Annotated in this window: 18 protein-coding genes; 9 read left to right on the plus strand and 9 right to left on the minus strand. The window is 66.6% G+C overall.

Going from position 1 to position 17712, the window contains the following annotated elements; translation table 11 throughout:
- Positions 1-7 precede the first annotated feature (7 nt).
- The 3 genes from Q8K84_RS14045 to Q8K84_RS14055 form a co-directional block, all read right to left on the minus strand.
- Positions 8-550 carry a hypothetical protein gene (locus Q8K84_RS14045; protein ID WP_305283326.1) on the minus strand — a complete coding sequence of 181 codons (543 nt, stop codon included), beginning with the start codon at positions 548-550 and terminating at the stop codon, positions 8-10.
- Between the two features lie 2 nt (positions 551-552).
- A complete protein-coding gene (locus tag Q8K84_RS14050; RefSeq protein ID WP_305283327.1) occupies positions 553-1434 on the minus strand; it encodes an NAD(P)/FAD-dependent oxidoreductase in 882 nt (293 codons plus the stop codon).
- Positions 1435-1569: 135 nt separating this feature from the next.
- On the minus strand, positions 1570-2607 hold the full coding sequence (locus Q8K84_RS14055) for a PAS domain-containing protein (protein WP_305283328.1): 1038 nt from the start codon (positions 2605-2607) through the stop codon (positions 1570-1572).
- Between the two features lie 255 nt (positions 2608-2862).
- Here Q8K84_RS14055 and Q8K84_RS14060 point away from each other — a divergent pair, with 255 nt between their 5' ends.
- Positions 2863-3126 (plus strand): glutathione binding-like protein, encoded by a 264-nt coding sequence (locus Q8K84_RS14060; RefSeq protein ID WP_305283329.1) that lies wholly within the window; start codon positions 2863-2865, stop codon positions 3124-3126.
- A gap of 24 nt (positions 3127-3150) precedes the next feature.
- Here the strand turns inward: Q8K84_RS14060 and Q8K84_RS14065 are convergent, their stop codons facing one another.
- A complete protein-coding gene (locus tag Q8K84_RS14065; RefSeq protein WP_305283330.1) occupies positions 3151-4083 on the minus strand; it encodes a flagellin in 933 nt (310 codons plus the stop codon).
- Between the two features lie 11 nt (positions 4084-4094).
- Positions 4095-6191: a flagellar hook-associated protein FlgK gene (gene flgK, locus Q8K84_RS14070; protein WP_305283331.1), complete on the minus strand. Its 2097-nt coding sequence runs from the start codon at positions 6189-6191 to the stop codon at positions 4095-4097.
- Between the two features lie 387 nt (positions 6192-6578).
- Here flgK and Q8K84_RS14075 point away from each other — a divergent pair, with 387 nt between their 5' ends.
- The 5 genes from Q8K84_RS14075 (at position 6579) to Q8K84_RS14095 (ending at position 11357) form a co-directional block, all read left to right on the plus strand.
- Complete coding sequence (locus tag Q8K84_RS14075; protein ID WP_305283332.1) at positions 6579-8162, plus strand: flagellar hook-length control protein FliK; 1584 nt, start codon at positions 6579-6581, stop codon at positions 8160-8162.
- Between the two features lie 9 nt (positions 8163-8171).
- A complete protein-coding gene (locus Q8K84_RS14080; protein ID WP_305283333.1) occupies positions 8172-8915 on the plus strand; it encodes a flagellar hook assembly protein FlgD in 744 nt (247 codons plus the stop codon).
- A 59-nt stretch (positions 8916-8974) separates the two neighbouring features.
- A complete protein-coding gene (locus Q8K84_RS14085; RefSeq protein ID WP_305283334.1) occupies positions 8975-10360 on the plus strand; it encodes a flagellar hook protein FlgE in 1386 nt (461 codons plus the stop codon).
- 178 nt (positions 10361-10538) lie between these two features.
- A complete protein-coding gene (locus Q8K84_RS14090; protein ID WP_296568259.1) occupies positions 10539-10829 on the plus strand; it encodes a DUF1153 domain-containing protein in 291 nt (96 codons plus the stop codon).
- Between the two features lie 141 nt (positions 10830-10970).
- Positions 10971-11357 carry a DUF5367 family protein gene (locus tag Q8K84_RS14095; RefSeq protein ID WP_305283335.1) on the plus strand — a complete coding sequence of 129 codons (387 nt, stop codon included), beginning with the start codon at positions 10971-10973 and terminating at the stop codon, positions 11355-11357.
- On the opposite strand, the gene Q8K84_RS14100 is transcribed toward Q8K84_RS14095, so the two are convergent.
- The gene (locus Q8K84_RS14100; protein WP_305283336.1) at positions 11322-11741 is read right to left on the minus strand and encodes a RusA family crossover junction endodeoxyribonuclease; all 420 of its coding nucleotides are present in this window, start codon (positions 11739-11741) and stop codon (positions 11322-11324) included. The two genes, Q8K84_RS14095 and Q8K84_RS14100, sit on opposite strands and share 36 nt — an antisense overlap.
- An 82-nt stretch (positions 11742-11823) precedes the next feature.
- Between Q8K84_RS14100 and fumC the strand changes: the two genes are divergently transcribed.
- Entirely contained in the window at positions 11824-13215 is a 1392-nt protein-coding gene (gene fumC, locus Q8K84_RS14105) for a class II fumarate hydratase (protein ID WP_305283337.1), read from the plus strand.
- Between the two features lie 62 nt (positions 13216-13277).
- Here the strand turns inward: fumC and Q8K84_RS14110 are convergent, their stop codons facing one another.
- From Q8K84_RS14110 to mnmA, 3 genes are all read right to left on the minus strand, one after another.
- Complete coding sequence (locus tag Q8K84_RS14110) at positions 13278-14465, minus strand: acetyl-CoA C-acyltransferase (RefSeq protein WP_305283338.1); 1188 nt, start codon at positions 14463-14465, stop codon at positions 13278-13280.
- A 52-nt stretch (positions 14466-14517) separates the two neighbouring features.
- Positions 14518-15540, minus strand: a complete 1023-nt coding sequence (locus Q8K84_RS14115) for a fatty acid desaturase (RefSeq protein ID WP_305283339.1) — start codon at positions 15538-15540, stop codon at positions 14518-14520.
- 128 nt (positions 15541-15668) lie between these two features.
- Positions 15669-16859 carry a tRNA 2-thiouridine(34) synthase MnmA gene (gene mnmA, locus Q8K84_RS14120; protein WP_305283340.1) on the minus strand — a complete coding sequence of 397 codons (1191 nt, stop codon included), beginning with the start codon at positions 16857-16859 and terminating at the stop codon, positions 15669-15671.
- 206 nt (positions 16860-17065) lie between these two features.
- Between mnmA and Q8K84_RS14125 the strand changes: the two genes are divergently transcribed.
- Both Q8K84_RS14125 and Q8K84_RS14130 read left to right on the plus strand, forming a co-directional pair.
- Positions 17066-17263 carry a hypothetical protein gene (locus tag Q8K84_RS14125; protein ID WP_305283341.1) on the plus strand — a complete coding sequence of 66 codons (198 nt, stop codon included), beginning with the start codon at positions 17066-17068 and terminating at the stop codon, positions 17261-17263.
- Between the two features lie 16 nt (positions 17264-17279).
- Positions 17280-17702 (plus strand): GFA family protein, encoded by a 423-nt coding sequence (locus tag Q8K84_RS14130; protein ID WP_305283342.1) that lies wholly within the window; start codon positions 17280-17282, stop codon positions 17700-17702.
- Positions 17703-17712: the final 10 nt, after the last annotated feature.

Here is a 17712-nt window from a genome sequence, read left to right on the forward strand (position 1 = left end):
CCATCTCCTAGGTCTGGCCGCCGGCCTTGCGATAGGCGGCGCGGGCGTCGGCGATGGCGGCCTTTGCCGCCTTCAGCGCCTCGGCGTGGGTGGCGCGCGCCTCGGCGATCTCGGCCTCAAGGCGTTCCTTCCGACGCATCAGATCAGCCTCCTCACGGGCCCGGGCCGCGTGCAGGGCGCCCAGTTCTGACTCCAAGGCGTCGAGCCGCGTCCGGTCAGCGGGCGGTTTGACCGGCTTTGGGCTGGCGCGCTTCGGGGCGGCCAGCGGTGACTTGGACTTGCCGGCGGCCGCCGCGACCTTCGGCAGTCGAGCCGTCTCGATCACAAAGGGATCACAGGTCCCCACCGGCCGTTTCAGGGGCGTGTCCGGCTGGGCCATGGCGGCGGCGACCGCCTCCGGATCCTCGGCGAGCTTCGCGTGTCCTGAGGCGAAAAGGTCCTGGCGCAGGCCCGAGGCCTTCAAGGCCGCCGGCTGGCTGGGGACGGCCACGACGGTGTCATAGAAGCCGATCTGAGCCTGAAAGACCTTCAGCCTGCGGGCTCTGGCCAAAATCAGAAGCCCCGCAGCCGGTTGTGCATGGCGGCCGCGGCGATCGCGGCTTCCCCGGCGGCGACCGAAATCTGGTTCAGGCCGCGAACCACGTCACCGGCGGCATAGAGCCCTTCAACCGAGCTCATCTGGTGGCCGTCGACGAGCAGACTGCCCGTCTCATCCTGGCGCGCGCCCATGGAGACGGCCAGGTCAGACTGAATGGCGCAACCCAGGGCGAGATAGAGATGGTCAAAGCGGGCCATGACGTCTCCGGCCCGCCTGAGCACGATAGTCTGGTCATCAAACTTCAGATCGTCGGCGCCAATCGAAACCACCGCGGGCGAAGATTCCTCAGTCGCCTCGCCAAATTGCAAGACCGTGACGTCCTGGCTGTAGGTCCGCAGGAAGCGCGCCTCCCGTTCAGCCAGCGGGCCGTCACCCAGGATGGCGATCCTTGAGTCGATGGCCTCGTAGGCGTCGCAAATCGGGCACATTCGAACCAGGCTTGACCTGATGGCGGCCTCGAGCCCGGGAATGCCTGGCAGGCGATCAACGACTCCCGTCGCCAGCAGCACAGTGGCCGCTTCGATCCTTCCGCCGCCCGCCTCCAGTCTGAAGCCGGTGGGGATCGCCTCGAGCGCCTCGACCCGCCCGGCCTGAATGATGGCGCCGAACTCCTGGGCCTGGGTCCGGAGCCGCGACAACAGGTCTGCCCCCCGGACGCCCTGCGGAAAGCCTGGCGTATTATGGCTCTCTGGGATCCAGGCCGCCCGCGAGGGCCCGCCATCAAGGACCAGAACACGGCGGCGGAAACGCGCGAGATAGGTCGCCGCCGTCAGCCCCGCAGGCCCGGCGCCGATGACCACCGCCTCAAAGGTCTGGAGGTCGGGCGGCGCGGTCACGGACGCTCACCAGCTGGATCGGATCTCCAGGCTGTTCGAAGAGGCGGGACTGCGTGGTCAGGGCTCAAAGCGTTCATGATCTCGCAACGCGCAACGGCCCCAGTTGGCGCCACCCGAGTCCCATCGCCGGACACGCTACAGCTCAAAGGTCCCAGGCACGGCGATGGAAATCGTCAGCCCACCATCGACCCAGGCGCGGTCAACCTTTCCCCGGAGTTGTTTCTCGATCATCCCGGCGATCATGGCTGTTCCGAACCCGTTGCGGGCGTCAGGGGCAGGCGGTGGTCCACCCACTTCGCGCCACTGCAGCTCGAAGCCGCCATACCCCTTCCCAGGAGACCATCGCACCTCAACCGAGCCGCTAGGCGCCGTAAGCGCCCCGTGAGCGTTGGCATTCTCAATCAGCTCGTGAATCACCAGCGAGATGGGTTGAACACTGAGCGCTGAAATCATCACATCGGGCCCCGCCGAGGTCATGCGATGAGCGCCAAGGTGAGCAATCTGCGGGCGGATGACCTCTTCCAGCGTGACCTCCTGCCAGCCGCGTTCAGCCAGCAGGGAATGCGCCTGCGCCAGGACAAGGACACGCTTTTGGATAGCCGTCGCATAATGGGCGGCGTCGTCGGCGCGGCTCAGCCTGACAATGCCGCTGACGATGGCCAGGACGTTCCGGGCCCGATGATCGACTTCCTTGAGCAGGCGGTGTTCGGACGCTTCCAGGCCCTGAACCTTCCGCAGTTCGGTCACGTCAATCTGCGACCCGAAGAAGTACAACAGCTGGCCATTGTCGTCATGGACCGGGCTGAGGTTGAGCTGGTTCCAGAAGGTCGATCCATCCTTGCGATAATTGAGGATCTCGACCTCGATCTCGCGCTCCTCGCGGATTCCTTCGCGGATGATGCTGATCGCCGTCGCCGAGGTGGCCGCGCCCTGTAGAAACCGGCAGTTGCGGCCGATCACCTCATGAGCGGCATATCCCGTCAGATCGAGGAAGGCCTTGTTGGCCAGGACGACGGGGCAGTCCGGTTGTCGCGGATCAGACACCACCATCGGCATGCGGGTGCGCTCGACGGCGACGGCGGCCAGGGCGTTGCGATCTGCGAGGCCTTGGGCTGAAGCCGCCGCAGGCTGATCGCCATGTAGAGATGGAGAGGGTTCGGCGATCTTACTCAAGGCGGGCACTCACAAGACAGAGTGATTGCAACGTACCAATCCCCGGACGGTTCGCCCCCCTCGGGAATTGAACCTCGCTGCGGACCTGGGCCGCGTCTCACGGGGCAGGCTTTGATCCGCGGCAAGGCCGATCCCCCGTCTCCTGTCAGCTGGGCCCGACAGAAGAAAGCCATGGCGACACTGACTTTCACTCGATGGCCGCAAGCGCCTAGCTCTGGACGGCCATGATGGTGGCCGATGAGAAGGGGGTGGACCATGAGTTGCACCACCTGGTGCTCGGCCGGGGGTTATCTGGTGGGCGACCAGCTCACCCTGGCTGACGCCTTCCTGCCGCCACACCTGCTCTTCTTCGGCCGCACGCCGCAAGGCGCGGCCCTGCTGGAAGCCACGCCAGAAGCGAACGCTTGGCTGAACCGCATGAAATCTCGGGAAAGCTATGCTGGCGGCGCCATGGACCAGGCCTATGGCGCCTTCCACAGTCTGGCTGGCGCGCCGGCGCCGTTATGGGGGGAGACCTGACCAGGCGCCGCGGTGGCGTCAGTTTCAGCGCAGGACGTTGAGGAGGGAGCTTTCCTTCAACGCAATAAACACCTGGGCGGCGGCCTGCACCGAGATCTGGGCCTGCTGAAGATTTGATACCGCCAGGCTCATATCGGCGTCGACGATCTCGCCGACCATGCCCTTGATGCTGTTGGTGCGCGCGACCAGATCTTCCTTCACGGAGTCGACGCGGCTCTGCACCATGCCGTTGCGCCCCCCCACATTGACCATATCCTTATAGGCCGTATCCCAGACCGAGAGCTGGCTCTCCAGGAAGGTCCGCTGGTTGTCGGTGAGTTCGCCATTGAACGGCCCATCCACGCCCTCTTCGAAGGCCTGGATGGCCTTGAACGCCTCCATCATGCCAGTCCCGAAGGCGTCGGCCAGGAAGCCCAGATTAACCAGGGTGGAATCATCGACCTTGGCCTGGGCGATGAAGCTGTCGTTGTGAAAATAGTCGGACACATTGGTCGCCGGGATCGTCAGGTCGCTGAGCGAAGTGGCGGAAAATGGCGCGGTGTTCACCTGGCCGCCGGCGAACAGGTACTTGCCGCCATAGCGGGAATTCATTCCCTCGACGCCGTTGCGGAAGGCGGCCTGCATGTCCTGCATCAGGGTGTCGACCCGCCCGCTGGCGATGGACTCGGCGATGGCCTGGCGGGCGATCTGGGCGGCGTCGGCCACCTGGGACAGGGCGAAATCCTGAGTGGTCAGGCGATCGCTGACCAGCTTGTTCTGTTCAGCGAAGGCGCCCAGGCGCGTCTCGATGGACCGCATGGCGGTCAGCATCTCGGCGTTGCGGGCATAGTCCTTCAGGTCCGACCCGTTCTTCTGGCTCGCGACCTTGGTTCCGGCGTCCATCTGCCGCTGCTGGGCGGAGACCAGGTTGGCCAGGACGGCGCTGTAGTTTCCTCCGGTGGAGACGCGGCTCACCATGGTTTTGGTCCTCAGACGATGTTGGTCAGGACGTCGAACAGTTCCTTGGCCGCCTGGATCATGCGGGCCGAAGCGTTAAAGGCCTGCTGATAGGTGGTCATACGAACCAGTTCCTCATCCAGATTGACGCCCTCGACGGACTGACGGCGATTGACCGCCTCGGTCTTCACCGCCTGAGCGCTGGAGCGGCGGGTGTCGGCGGCCGCCGATTCCCGCCCGATAGAGCCGCCAAATTCCGCCGCATAGCGCGAGACCGTCATATTGACCTGCCCCAGGGACCCGGCGGCGCCGAAGCGCGAAACCACGTCGCCGGCCGCGGCCAGGGCCAGCGCGCCGCGACCATCGCCTGGCGTCAGGACCGGCTGCCCGGCGGCGACGCTCAGGTCCAGCTTGGCCAGCCCGACCTTCATGGGATCGGTGATGAAGGCGGCGGCGACCTCCAGGCGATTGGCGCGACCTGAGCGCTCGACCGTGCCAAGGCCGAACAGGGCGCTGATCGAGGGGCCGCCGACCCCGCGCGCGGTGTTGTCCTGAACGATGGAGGTGGTGGCGTAGAAGGGTTCTGAGCCGGTGAACTTCAGCGCGCCGCTGGAGTCCAGGCTGTACTGCCCATAGAGGCCGACGCCCGATGTGTTGTGGTTCAGAGCCGCCACCAGATCGTTCATGGTCGCGCCCGCCGGGACGCTGACAGTCACATCGCGGATCGGCTTGCCGTCCCCCTGGGCCAGGCGGATGGTGAGCTGGTCGCCTGGGGTGAAGCCATGGGCGCTGGTCCCCGAGAGGCCCGTGTCATAGTTGGTGAAGCCGCCGGACCGGACGATGTCGTTGAGGCCGAAGAAGTGCGAGAAGGCCCGGCCCGCCTTGTTGGAGGTCCCTTCGTCGATGGCCACACCGCCGGTGGCCGCCGTCAGGCTGAGCGTCCCGTTTGTAAAGCTGGCGGAGCCCGTGGCGCCCAGGGCGCCGTTCAGATCCGCGAGGAAGCTGGCAGGGGTGAAGGCGGCTGCCGGACCGCCGTCGACGCTCATGGTCCCGGCGGTGAAGTCGATATCCACCCGGCGGGTGAGCAGACCCGCAGCGTCGACAATGGCCACCGTCGTGGCGCCCGTGAAGCCTTCGACAGCGGTGGGCAGATCAAGTCCCGTATTGCGGCCGGTCAGGGTCGTCTGGGCCGGAACGGTGGTCGCGGCGTTGTGCGCGGCGTTGATGGAGTCCGCGGCCCGGCTCAGGAATTCGCCAAGCTGATCGGATATGCCCGGCAGCTTGTCGTCCCGCAGGTCTAGAAGCCCACGAAGGGCGCCCCCGGTGATGGTGATCGGCTTGCCGACGCCCGAGCCCGCCGAGGTGGTGGCGGTGATGTAGCCCTTGGTGCTGTCGGTGCGGGAATAGGACAGGACCGCCGCCCCATCCCCGGCCAGCATCACCCCCTCGGTTGAGCGGATCATCAGACCGCCGGTGGAGCGTGAGCTCACCTGCACATTGATAAGGGTCGCCAGCTCATCCACCAGCTGGCTCTGGATATTCTCCGATCCAGAGGCGTCAGCGTCCACCATCCTGGCGCGACTGATGTCGGCATTGAGCTTGTTGATCTGATCCAGCAGGTCGTTGGCGCGGTCGATGTTGGCGCTGATCTGTGTATCGACCGTCCGGCCGAGCTCGTTCAGCGCGGTATTGATCCTCGCGCCTTCATTGAGAAAGTCCTCGATGGAGGACAGCGACTGGCTGCGCAGGAGACTTGAGGAGGGGTCGTTGGCGGTGGCCGCGAAGGTGGCCCAGATCTCGTCCAGCCGGCCGAAGAAGAAGGCCTCTCCCGAGGGGTCGCCGAACAGGCTCTGGGCGTTGTCCATATACTGGGCGACGGCGTCCCACCGGCCGGACTCCGAGCCCGCCGTGAGGGTCGCCAGCTGCAGGTACTGGTCGGTCACCCGCTTGACGCCGGAAACCTCGACGCCCATGCCCTGGCCGGCGACCACCAGCTGCTGCTGGTCGACCGTCTTGCGGACATAGCCAGCGGTGTTGACGTTGGCGATGTTGTCAGACACCGCCCGGAGGCCGACCTGAGAGGCGACCAGCCCGGAGTTTGCTGTCTTAAGGACCGCTGTCAGCGACATGGCCTTGCCCTTCCACCCGGCAATCCTCGCTGCGTGGGCCGGCGCATTCTGCCGGGCCTGAGATGAACGCACACGCGAGGGTCCGGAAAAACCCTAGCCTTTTCAATACCGACCCATTCAGGGCCCGGGATGGACCCTCCAAAGTTCGCAAATCCCGGGCCAGTTTGCTCTCCCCGGCTCGGTAAGGTTTTGGAAAGGCGGCAGACTCGTCCGGGCCCAGGCGTGTCGACTGGGCAAGTTCCGCCTGCGATTTTCGACGCCGGCGACGGAGCCTTTTTGTTTTCCCCATTATATTCAACAACTTGCCTCAGTCCTTCAAACTGGCGTGAAGGTTGCTGACATCTCCTCGAACCCCTGGGCGCAGCAGGCGCCGGTCTAGTCCACCTTATGGCGTACCGTCGCGCCCACCTGCTGGTCCCCATGTCGTTTGCTCTGCTCCCCATCGCCCTTCCCCCCCAGGCGTCCCCCGTCGGGGCCGCCACACCCGCGCCATCGGCGGCGGCGGGGTTTGAGGGGTTGATGGCGGCGCTGTTCGGCGGCGAAGGCGGGGGGCAGCCTCAAGCGACGCCCGACAGCCCGACCCTGCCTGGCGGCAAGGTCATGGTCGCGCCGAATGGCGATACGGAAGGTGACGCCGAGGCCCAACCCGAAGACCTCCTCCCCGCTGACACCCAGCTGGCCGGGGCGAGCGGTCTGCCTCAGGCGCCCACGCCGGTGGTCGCCAGCCCCGCCACCTCTGTTGAACCTCAGTCCGTAGGCGCCCTGACGCTCGAGGTAGGGACTCAGGTCTCCGCAGACAGCGCACCCAATGGCGACGTCGCGGCCCTGGCCACAGGGGCGACCCTGGGGGCGACCGTGGAAGGCCAGGAGTCGACCGGGACCCCCTTGGCCCCGGGCGAGGGGGACGCCACCACCAATCCGCCCGGGATCGCCAACAGGTCAGGCCCTGTCAGAGCCGACACTGGCGCGAACACCAGTCAGGCCGAAAGCCTCAAGGCTGAAGCCGCGCCCCGAGCCGCCGGCGACGCCGCCATGCCTCGGCCAGCCACCTTGGCCGCCGCAACCGCAACTGCGCCGGCGACCCCGCCTGCAGCTGAAACCACCACCGCCACGCCTCCCCCTTCGACCGCCGCCCAGGCCAGCCAACCCCTGATGACGGCGGCCGCGGCCGCAGGCGTCGTCACCCTGCGGGCTGGCCAGACCGGGCAGGCGACGACCACGCCCATTGACACGGCCGAGGCGCCTGACGACGCGCCGGACAAGGCCAGCGCCGCCGCCAAGGGCGCGCCCGCAGCTCAACCTCCGTCACCCTTCTCCTTGACCGCAGCGCCGGCCGCGCCAGTCGCCTCCAAGCCTGAGACCGCCCTCGCACCGATCCTGGACGCCGCTGTAGCCGAGGCCGTCGCAGGGGAGACTGAAGGTGTCGAAACGACGAGTCTGGACGGGCCCGACAGCCCTGGCTCGGCGCCCACCAGCGCCTCTGGAGGCGCGACGACGGAGATGAAGGATGGCCTTCGCCCGGTCGCCACCTCCGCCACTGTCTCCGACCTGGCCGCTCAGGTGGCCCGCCGCCTTGAAGGCCGGACGACCCACTTCGACATCCAGCTTACGCCGGAGGGGCTTGGGCGGGTCGATGTGCGGGTGGATATCAACGCCCAGGGCAAGCTGACGGCCGCCATGGCCTTCGATAATCCCCACGCCGCCAGCGAGATGCGCGGCCGCTCAGCCGATCTCGTGCGGGCCCTTGAACAGGCCGGCTTCGACCTCTCTGGAGGCCTGTCATTCAACTCGCCCCAGGATCAGCGGGGCGGCGGCGGCCAGTTCGCTGACCAGGCGCCGGAACGCGAGGCCTGGCAGGGCCGCGCCTTCCAGTCAGCCCTGGGCGTGGCTGACGAGGCCGACACCGCAGCCGGCGCCGCGCGCCTCTACCAGCCCCGTCGGTCATCTACCGGCGTGGACGTTCGGATCTAGAGAAGAGCCATGCAAACCAACGCCGTCGCCAACACACAGACCGCCGCATCCACCAGCGTGGGCGGCCAACGGCTGGCTGAAAGCTTCGACACCTTTCTGGTTCTGCTGACCACTCAGATGAAGAACCAGGACCCTCTGTCGCCGATGGACTCAGGGGACTTCACCCAGCAGATCGTGCAGATGACCGGGGTCGAGCAGCAGCTGCTGACCAACGACCTGCTTAAGCAGCTGGTGGGCGCCTCGGGCGACGGCGTCGCCGACGCCGTCAGTCTGATCGGCAAGCAGGTCCGCGCCGCCACCGACGAGGCCAACCTCACAGACAAGTCCGCAGACTGGGTCTACCGCCTCGATCGTCAAGCCCAGAGCGTCAAGGTCGAGGTTCTCGATTCCAAGGGCTCCATTGTCCACGTCCAGGCCCTGGAGAATGTCGCAGGCGGCGAACACAAGTTCAGCTGGAACGGGAAGAACATTCTCGGCGCTCAACTGGCCGATGGCGGGACCTACACCCTGCGCATCACCGCCACCGACTCTGCCGGCGCCAGCGTGGGCCACAACACATTCATCGACGGCCTGGTCCGCGCCGTCGAGCAGGTGGACGGCCAGACCTATGTGACCATCGGCGGCAGCCGCGCCCTTTGGAACACCATCAGCAGCATCGGTCTGCCCCCTGCGGCGGTGACCCCGACCGCCTCGGGCGGATCGGTTCCTCCCAGTAACAACAGCGACGAAGAAACGCCGGCGCAGGCGGCCTGACCGCGTCCTGAAAGGACGCAGCCGCCCCTCAAGACTCATCACAGAAGGCAAACACCCCCATGAGCATCAACAGCGCCATGCTCGCCGGCGTCTCGGGATTGACCGCCAATTCCTCGGCCCTCGCGGCGATCTCCGACAACATCGCCAACATCAACACCGTCGCCTACAAGCGCAACCAGGTGAACTTCGCCAACATCGTGACCGCCCAGGCGGTGACCGGGCGCTATAGCGCCGGCGGCGTTCAGGGGCTCACGCGCCAGTACATCAGCCAGCAAGGGCTGATCCAGAGCGCCAACGCCTCCACCGACCTGGCCATCGCCGGGGACGGCTTCTTCATCGTCAGCGAGAAGGGCGCCGGCCTGACCGAAGCCGACAAGCGGGTCTTCACCCGGGCAGGTTCGTTCAGCGTCGATGCCGACGGTTTTCTGCGCAATGACGCCGGGTTCTTCCTGCAGGGCTGGCCGATCGCCGCCGACGGCACCATCAACTACAATCCGTCTGACCTGAACGAACTTGACTCCATCAACGTCAAGAACCTCGGTTCGGCGGTTCAGGCGACGGCGAACGTTGTGCTGAACGCCAACCTGGACAAGCGCCAGACCATCTCGGCGGCGGAAGGCACCTACAATGCGGCCACGCGCTCCATGGCCGATTGGGAAGAGAATTCAGACCCGCTGACCGGCACCCAGCCGGACTTCAGCATCGAGATGAACGTCGTCGACACCATGGGCGGCACCCACAAGGTGTCCCTGAGCTTCCTGCGCAGTTCGGCCAACCCCAATGAGTGGCACGCGGAAATCTTCGCCATTCCCGCCGCCGACGTGACCGGCGGCCCCTCAGGCCAGATCGCCGAGGGCCTGGTGATGTTCAACCAGGACGGCACCATAGACCTGGACAACACCACCCTGTTTGGCGCGGCCGGCGCAGCCCCCACCATCAGCCTGGCGGCCTCTGGCACAGCTGGCACCCCGCGCTGGCAAGACAATCTCGGCGTCGGCGCCCAGGACATCCGGTTCGATCTCACCAAGCTGACCCAGTACGCCAACGCTTCGACGGTCCGCCTCGTGAACCCCGACGGCGCCACGGTCGGCACGGTGGTGGGCGTACAGGTGGATGAGGCCGGTATCGTGTCGGCGATCTTCGACAACAGCCAGGTCCGTCAGATCGCCCGGATCGGGGTCGCAACCTTCACCAATCCAGATGGGCTGCAGGCGGTCAGCGGCAACGCTTACCGCGGCACGATCAACAGCGGTGAGTATGTGATCAAGCTCCCGGGCCAGGGTGGGGCCGGCGCCATTTCCCCCTCGACCCTCGAAAACTCAACCGTGGACATGTCGGCTGAGTTTACGGGCCTGATCACGACGCAGAAAGCTTACTCCGCCTGCTCGCGCATCATTACAACCGCCGACCAGATGTTGGATGAGCTTATCAGTATGCGCCGATAACTTGGCGCGTAACTGAGATTTAGTGAAGGTTAACGCCTTCTGAAATCTCTAACTGTATCATTTCAGTACACGGGGGGGTCAAATGGTTACTGTAATTTTCACTATCGGGATTCACGAGCTGTTATGGCAGCCGGACTATGGTCTGGCTCAACGATGATGGTGTGAAGGGCGTAAAGCCATGTTGCAACAACAACAACAGACCCGAACGAACAGCCGCGGCGAGCCCTATGTGATCGGCCCGACGGGCGCGCCCCTGACCCTGGCCGACCTGCCGCCCGCCGATACGGGTCGGTGGGTGATCCGCCGCAAGGCCGAGGTGGTGGCCGCCGTCCGTGGCGGGCTGCTGAGCCTCGAAGACGCCCTGGCCCGCTATGGCCTGACGTCGGAGGAGTTCCTCGCCTGGCAGAAGTCGATCGAACGCCATGGCCTCGCCGGCCTGCGGACCACCCGACTGCAGCAGTATCGCTGAACCTCTTCTCCCCCAGGATCGGTTCGCGAGGATGGCGGCCGCGCTTTGCAGCGCGGCCGCTTTTTCGTGGGCGGCCCTCAAGCTTGGCCTTGGCACGACTGTCGCAGCAGTTCGCCTAAAGCGGTGAATGGGGGGTGTGTCGTGTCGAAAGAAGACAGTTTCTGGTTCGCGATCGCGGGGGGCGTTGTCTGGCTGGCCGCAACGCTCTTCTACGCCGCCTTCGCCGGCGGCCTGATCGAGCAGGCCTTCTGGTTCTACGTGCTGAACGCCGCCCTGGTGGCCAGCGCCATCGCCTTCTTCTTTCACCTGACCATGCGCCTGCGGCGACTGCCTCTGCGGCGTCGGGCGCCTGCGGCCCTGGCCTTCAGCGCGCCTGGCCTGGCTGGCGCCATCCTCGTCATGGCCCTGTTCGACACGCTGATGCCTGATCTGCCGCCAGAGAGCCTCGGGCGCTATGGGGCTTTCGTGGTCGTGGCCTACGGGGTGCTGGCTCTACTGGCCCTGGAACGGTCGGCCAGGACCGCCTGAGAGGCCGGCGCCGGGCTGCACGCCGCCGTCAGCCATGCGGCGAACCCGCACGATGATGCGCTCGCGCTCGCCGGCCCGCCGCTCCACCAGCAGGCGCGCCACCTGGGCGTCGTCGTGGAAGGCGTAGCCCTTGATGGCGTCGAGGATCGCCTTGGCCAGATTGTCGAGATCCAGCCACGGCGGGTCGCCCACATATTCCATGGCGATCTCCACGGCGTAGTCCCCCCAGGCGGGGCGCCCGCCCCGCCAGGCCTTGCGGAAGAACTCGTAGATCAGCGGCTTGTAGTATTTGGCCTGGGTCGTCAGCCCATCGACGACGACCTCGAGATCGCCCTCGCCCTCCCGGGCGCGCACCTTGCCATGGTGGGTCCAGCCGTCGTTCATGGCCCTCTCTAGCCCGCAGACGCTTTGCAGTCTCGCCTGGCCTCGCTAAACCGACGCGACAATTCTGGCTGGAGATCCTCCGATGACCGCGACCCGCACCGAAACCGACACCTTCGGCCCCATCGAGGTTGCGGTCGACCGCTACTGGGGCGCCCAGTCCCAGCGGAGCATCGGGAACTTCAAGATCGGCTGGGAAAAGCAGCCCCAGCCCATGATCCGCGCCCTGGGCGTGGTCAAGCGGGCCGCAGCCGAAGCCAATATGGAGCTCGGCCGGCTCGACCCGAAAATTGGCGCGGCCATCGTTCAGGCGGCCCAGGAAGTGATCGACGGCAAGCTCGACGACCACTTCCCCCTGGTGGTCTGGCAGACGGGCTCCGGCACCCAGTCGAACATGAACGCCAACGAGGTGATCTCGAACCGCGCCATCGAGATGCTCGGCGGGGTGATGGGCTCCAAGTCGCCGGTCCATCCCAACGACCACGTGAACATGAGCCAGTCGTCCAACGACACCTATCCCACGGCTATGCACATCGCCTGCGCAGAGCAGGTGGCCCGCGAACTGATGCCGGCCCTCGAACATCTGCACGCCGCGCTCAAAACAAAGACCGCAGCCTTCGACCACATCATCAAGATCGGCCGGACCCACACCCAGGACGCCACCCCCCTGACGCTGGGCCAGGAATTCTCCGGCTACGCCCATCAGGTCTCCAGCGGCGTGCGCCGGCTGAAGGAAAGCCTCTACGGCCTCTATGAGCTGGCCCAGGGCGGCACCGCCGTCGGCACCGGCCTGAACGCGCCGGTGGGCTTCGCCGAGACGGTGGCCAAGAAGATCGCCGCCATCACCGGCCTGCCCTTCATCACCGCCCCCAACAAGTTCGAGGCGCTCGCGGCCCATGACGCCATGGTCTACAGCCACGGGGCGATCAATACGGTGGCGGGCTCCCTGTTCAAGATCGCCAACGATATCCGCTTCCTGGGGTCTGGGCCCCGCTCGGGCCTCGGTGAGCTGTCCCTGCCGGAAAACGAGCCGGGCTCCTCGATCATGCCGGGCAAGGTCAACCCCACCCAGTGCGAAGCCCTGACCATGGTCTGCGCCCAGGTGTTCGGGAACCAGACGACCATGACCTTCGCCGGCGCCTCGGGTCACTTCGAGCTGAACGTCTTCAACCCGGTCATGGCCTACAACTTCCTGCAATCGTGCAAGCTGTTGTCGGACGCAGCGGTCTCGTTCACCGACAACTGCGTGGTGGGCATCGAGGCCCGCGAGGACAATATCAAGGCCGCCCTGGAGCGCTCCCTGATGCTGGTCACCGCGCTGGCGCCCACGATCGGCTATGACAACGCCGCCAAGATCGCCAAGACCGCGCACAAGAACGGCACCACCCTGCGCGAGGAAGCCGTGGGCGGCGGTTACGTCACCAACGAAGAGTTCGACGAGGTCGTGCGTCCGGAGAAGATGATCTCCCCGGGCTGAACCCGCCCTTAGTGGGCGCGCGTTTCGTACCGATAACCGGTTCCCACTTATCGGAACGCGCTTCAGACCAGCTCCACCGCCACCGCCGTGGCCTCGCCACCGCCGATGCACAGGCTGGCGAGGCCGCGACGACCGCCCCTGGCCTGCAGGGCGGCGATCAGGGTGGCCAGGATCCGCGCGCCGGACGCGCCGATCGGATGGCCCAGCGCGCAGGCGCCGCCATTGACGTTCAGCTTCTCCCGCGGAATGGCCAGCTCGCGCTCGGCGATCATGGCCACTACGGCGAAGGCCTCATTGACCTCGAACAGATCGACCTGGTCCACGGTCCAGCCGGCCTTGGCCAGGGCCTTGCGCATGGCGGGGACCGGCGCGGTGGTGAACTGGCCAGGCTCGTGAGCGTGGGCGGCGTGGGCCACGAGACGCGCCACAACCGGCAGGCCAAGTTTCTCCGCGACCGAGGCCCGGGTCAGGACCAGGGCGGCGGCCCCGTCACTGATGGAGCTGGCGTTGGCTGCGGTGATTGTCCCGTCCTTGGCGAAGGCGGGCTTGAGCGTCGGGATCTTGGCCGGATCGGCTTTCAGAGGCTGTTCGTCACTCGAAATGGTCGAGACCCCCTGACGGGTGGTCACATCGACTGGGACGATCTCGCCGGCGAAGGCGCCAGTCTCCGTCGCCCCTCTGGCGCGGGCCAGGCTCTCGATGGCGAAGGCGTCCATGGCCTCGCGGGTGAACTGGTAGCGCCGCGCCGTTTCCTCGGCGAAGGCGCCCATCAGCCGCCCAGGCTCATAGGCGTCCTCCAGACCGTCGAGGTACATGTGGTCAAATGCGGTGTCGTGGCCGATCCGCGCGCCTGAGCGATGCTTGGCCAGCAGGTAGGGCGCGTTCGACATGCTCTCCATGCCGCCAGCGACGATGATATCGGCCGAACCGGCCACCAGGGCGTCGTGGGCCATGATCGCCGCCTGCATGCCGGAGCCGCACATCTTGTTGACGGTGGTCGCCTGCACCGAGCGGGGAAGGCCCGCGCCCAGGGCCGCCTGACGCGCCGGCGCCTGGCCGAGGCCGGCCGGCAGGACGCAACCCATGAAGATCTGCTCCACCGCCTCAGGCGCGACTCCGGCCCTGGCGACGGCGGCGCGGACGGCGGCGGCTCCCAACTCGGTGGCCTTGAGGGGCGACAGCGCACCCTGGAAGCTGCCCATGGGGGTGCGGGCGAAGGCGGCGATGACAATGGGATCGGTCTGGCTCATGGCGCCAGGATAGCCTGCCGCCGACGCGCTCTCCAGTCCGCCGCTGTCAGCCTCAGGCCGCCCGGGCCAGCTCCCTGAAGCCCACCATGCGGCCGGCCGTCTCGTCCCATAGGGTGAGGCGGGCGCAGCCCAGGCTCTCGCGCAGCCCAAGGCGGCTGTAGCCCCGCAGCTCCGGGTAGTCCTTCAGGGCGTCCCCCAGGCGGTAGAAGGGGATGCGGCTGTGCAGGTGGTGGATGTGGTGCACGCCGATATTGGCGGTCAGCCAGGCCAGTGGCCGGGGCAGGTCATAGAACGAGCTGCCGTGCAGGGCTGCATCATGCAGGTTCCAGGTCTCCTTGCGGGCCCAGCTGGTCTGCTCGAACTGATGCTGGACATAGAACAGCCAGACCCCGGCCGCCGCCGCCAGAAAGACGGTCGCCCCATAGACGGCCAGGAACGGCACGGCGCCGAAGACCGCGATCCCTGCGGCGATCACCGCGGCGATCCCGAGATTGGCGCCCATAACGCTGATCCAGGCCTTGCGGTCGGCCATCATGCCGATGGGCAGCCGATGCTGCAGGAAGAACATATAGGCCGGACCAATGGCGAACAGCACCAGGGGATGGCGATAGAAACGGTAGAGGAAACGGCCAAGCGGCGAGCGGGACTTGTACTCCTCGACGGTCATCAGCTCGATCGCACCGAGCTCACGGCGATCAAGATTGCCCGAGGTGCCATGGTGGTTGGCGTGCGAGGACTGCCAGTAGCCATAGGGGGTCAAGGTCAGGACGCCCAGGACCCGGCCCACGGCGTCATTGACCTCCCGGCTGGCGAACAGGGAGCCGTGGCCGCAGTCATGCTGCAGCATGAACATCCGCACCAGGAAGGCCGCCGCCGGAATCGTCAGGACAAGGCCAAGCCAGATCCCATTGGCCACCAGCAGGGTGGCCGCCAGGGCGAAACCGCTCAGGGGCAGCACGGTCCAGGCGATCTCCGCAAGGCTGCGGGAAAGCTGCGGACCCCGATAGGCCGCGAGCGTCTTGCGCCAGTGAGCGGCGCTGAGGCGACCCGTGGGGGCCGTGGAGTCAAAAGCCATGAAGCGGGAGGTTCCGATAGGGGCGAGAGATCAGACGAGGTTGCACGTGCCGATGTGAACTTTTGGTTCGACCGGAATGTGGCTGCCAGACCGAAAGCGGCCTGACCAGGGGTCCCGCCAAGAATTTTTCAGGTCAGAGCCGGCGTCGTGGCGGCGATAAAGCCGCCTCCCAGCACCCGGTCGGGGTCTTCTGGGGCGTAGAGCACGCAGGCCTGGCCGGGCGCGACCCCTTCCTCGGCGCCGTCGAACAGCACGCCAACCTCGCCGTCCACCCAGGCGAGTCGCCCAGGAACTGGCTCGCGGGTGGAACGCACCCGGGCCAGCACCGGACGGCCCTCGTCACAGGCCGCCTCGAAACTGGCTGATTCGCCCAGCCAGTTGGTCTCCTTCAGCCGAAGCGCGGCGGTCAGCAGCGCCTCGCGGGGGCCGACGATCACCTGCCGCGCCGCCGCGTCGATGCGGACCACAAACAGGGGGTCGCCCACAGCCACGTTCAGGCCCCGGCGTTGGCCGATGGTGTAGCGGGTCACACCCTCGTGCCGGCCAAGCACCCGGCCATCCATATGGACGATGTCGCCGGGCTCCGCGCCCTGCGGGCGCAGGCGGTCGATGACGGTGGTGTAGCGCCCCTCAGGCACAAAGCAGATGTCCTGGCTGTCAGGCTTGTCGGCGATCGCCAGGCCAAGTTCGGCCGCCACCCGACGGACCTCCGTCTTGGGCAGACCGCCCAAGGGGAAGCGCAGGAAGTTCAGTTGCTCGGCCGTGGTGGCGAACAGAAAATAGCTCTGGTCCCGCGTCGCATCCGCCGCTCGCTGCAGATGGGGACGATTGCCGCCGGTGGAGCGGCGGACATAGTGGCCGGTCGCGAGCGCCTCGGCGCCCAGGTCCCGGGCCACGTCCAGCAGGTCGCGGAACTTGACCGTCTGATTGCAGCGCACGCAGGGAATCGGCGTCTCGCCGCGAAGATAGGCGTCGGCGAACTCCTCCATCACCTCCTCGCGGAACCGGCTCTCATAGTCGAGGACATAGTGCGGGATGCCGATGGCCTCGGCCGCCGAGCGGGCGTCGTGGATGTCCTGGCCGGCGCAGCAGGCGCCCTTCTTGGCCAGGGCTTGCCCATGGTCATAGAGTTGCAGGGTCACGCCGACGACGTCATAGCCCGCCTGGGCCAAAAGGGCGGCTGTGACCGTTGAGTCGACTCCCCCGGACATGGCGGCCACGACGCGGGCGCCCGCAGGCAGCCCGACGGCCGCGCGCACGGCCTCGATAGCCGCATCAGCGGCCGGTCGGCTCGAGGTCTGCAAAAGGGTCGCGTCCATGGCGTCTATTTAGCCATTGCGCCATCGCTTTGCGAGCCGCTGGCGCGATCCAAGTGCTGGCAAGATCACCCCGTCGCTCACCATAGAGTTGATTGGTTAACGCGAAAAGCATGGTGTAGGTTGAACGGGTCATCGGAAAGCATTCCGTCGAGCTCCGATGATCGAGAGCCCTGTGAGCTCCCGCCCTCTTGGCGAAGGTGATCACAATGCAACATTACAGAGTCTATATCGTCACCCCGGAAGAGAACATTTCCGAGGCTGTGGAAGTTGATTACCGCGATGACCGTCATGCCCTGGCAGAAGCCGCCCGTCTGGGCGACGCGCGGCATGCCGTCGAGGTCTGGACCGGCGAACGGCTGGTGGGCAGACTGGGCGAGGCCTTCAATTTCGGCGGCCAGATCTAGGCCAGCGTCCTGCCCCATGACCAAAGCCCGAGACGACCTTCACGCGGGCGGCTGCCTGTGCGGAAAGATCCGCTACGAGGTCGCCGGGCCGCTGGCTGACATTCAGCTCTGCCATTGCAGCCAGTGCCGCAAAGCCCAGGGCTCAGCCTTCGCCGCCAATATTCCGGTGACCGAGGCGCAGCTTCGTTTCATGCCTGGCGCAGCCGAACCTGTGCTGTTTGAGTCCTCACCGGGCAAGACGCGGGCCTTCTGCGGCCAATGTGGCTCGCCGCTGTTCAGCCGCACCACGGCCCGCCCCGGCGTGGTCCGGCTGCGGGCCGGAAGCCTGGACGAGCCCAGCGGCGCCCAGCTCGGCTTTCACATCTTCGCCGACTCCCACGCCGACTGGTGGGCCCTCGACGACGCCCTGCCCCGCTTTGCTGAGCGCGCGCCCGACTGAAGCGCTTCAG

Origin of the sequence: Phenylobacterium sp. (assembly GCF_030679875.1) — a bacterium.
GTDB lineage: Bacteria > Pseudomonadota > Alphaproteobacteria > Caulobacterales > Caulobacteraceae > Phenylobacterium.

Excerpts from the sequence above, each read along its gene's own strand:
- flgK (WP_305283331.1), bottom strand. The coding sequence starts at position 6,191 with ATGTCGCTGACAGCGGTCCTTAAGACAGCAAACTCCGGGCTGGTCGCC.
- Q8K84_RS14110 (WP_305283338.1), bottom strand. The coding sequence starts at position 14,465 with ATGAGCCAGACCGATCCCATTGTCATCGCCGCCTTCGCCCGCACCCCC.
- Q8K84_RS14130 (WP_305283342.1), top strand. The coding sequence starts at position 17,280 with ATGACCAAAGCCCGAGACGACCTTCACGCGGGCGGCTGCCTGTGCGGA.
- Q8K84_RS14065 (WP_305283330.1), bottom strand. The coding sequence starts at position 4,083 with ATGGTGAGCCGCGTCTCCACCGGAGGAAACTACAGCGCCGTCCTGGCC.
- Q8K84_RS14075 (WP_305283332.1), top strand. The coding sequence starts at position 6,579 with ATGGCGTACCGTCGCGCCCACCTGCTGGTCCCCATGTCGTTTGCTCTG.
- Q8K84_RS14115 (WP_305283339.1), bottom strand. The coding sequence starts at position 15,540 with ATGGCTTTTGACTCCACGGCCCCCACGGGTCGCCTCAGCGCCGCTCAC.
- fumC (WP_305283337.1), top strand. The coding sequence starts at position 11,824 with ATGACCGCGACCCGCACCGAAACCGACACCTTCGGCCCCATCGAGGTT.
- Q8K84_RS14100 (WP_305283336.1), bottom strand. The coding sequence starts at position 11,741 with ATGAACGACGGCTGGACCCACCATGGCAAGGTGCGCGCCCGGGAGGGC.
- Q8K84_RS14090 (WP_296568259.1), top strand. The coding sequence starts at position 10,539 with ATGTTGCAACAACAACAACAGACCCGAACGAACAGCCGCGGCGAGCCC.
- Q8K84_RS14060 (WP_305283329.1), top strand. The coding sequence starts at position 2,863 with ATGAGTTGCACCACCTGGTGCTCGGCCGGGGGTTATCTGGTGGGCGAC.
- Q8K84_RS14085 (WP_305283334.1), top strand. The coding sequence starts at position 8,975 with ATGAGCATCAACAGCGCCATGCTCGCCGGCGTCTCGGGATTGACCGCC.
- mnmA (WP_305283340.1), bottom strand. The coding sequence starts at position 16,859 with ATGGACGCGACCCTTTTGCAGACCTCGAGCCGACCGGCCGCTGATGCG.
- Q8K84_RS14080 (WP_305283333.1), top strand. The coding sequence starts at position 8,172 with ATGCAAACCAACGCCGTCGCCAACACACAGACCGCCGCATCCACCAGC.
- Q8K84_RS14125 (WP_305283341.1), top strand. The coding sequence starts at position 17,066 with ATGCAACATTACAGAGTCTATATCGTCACCCCGGAAGAGAACATTTCC.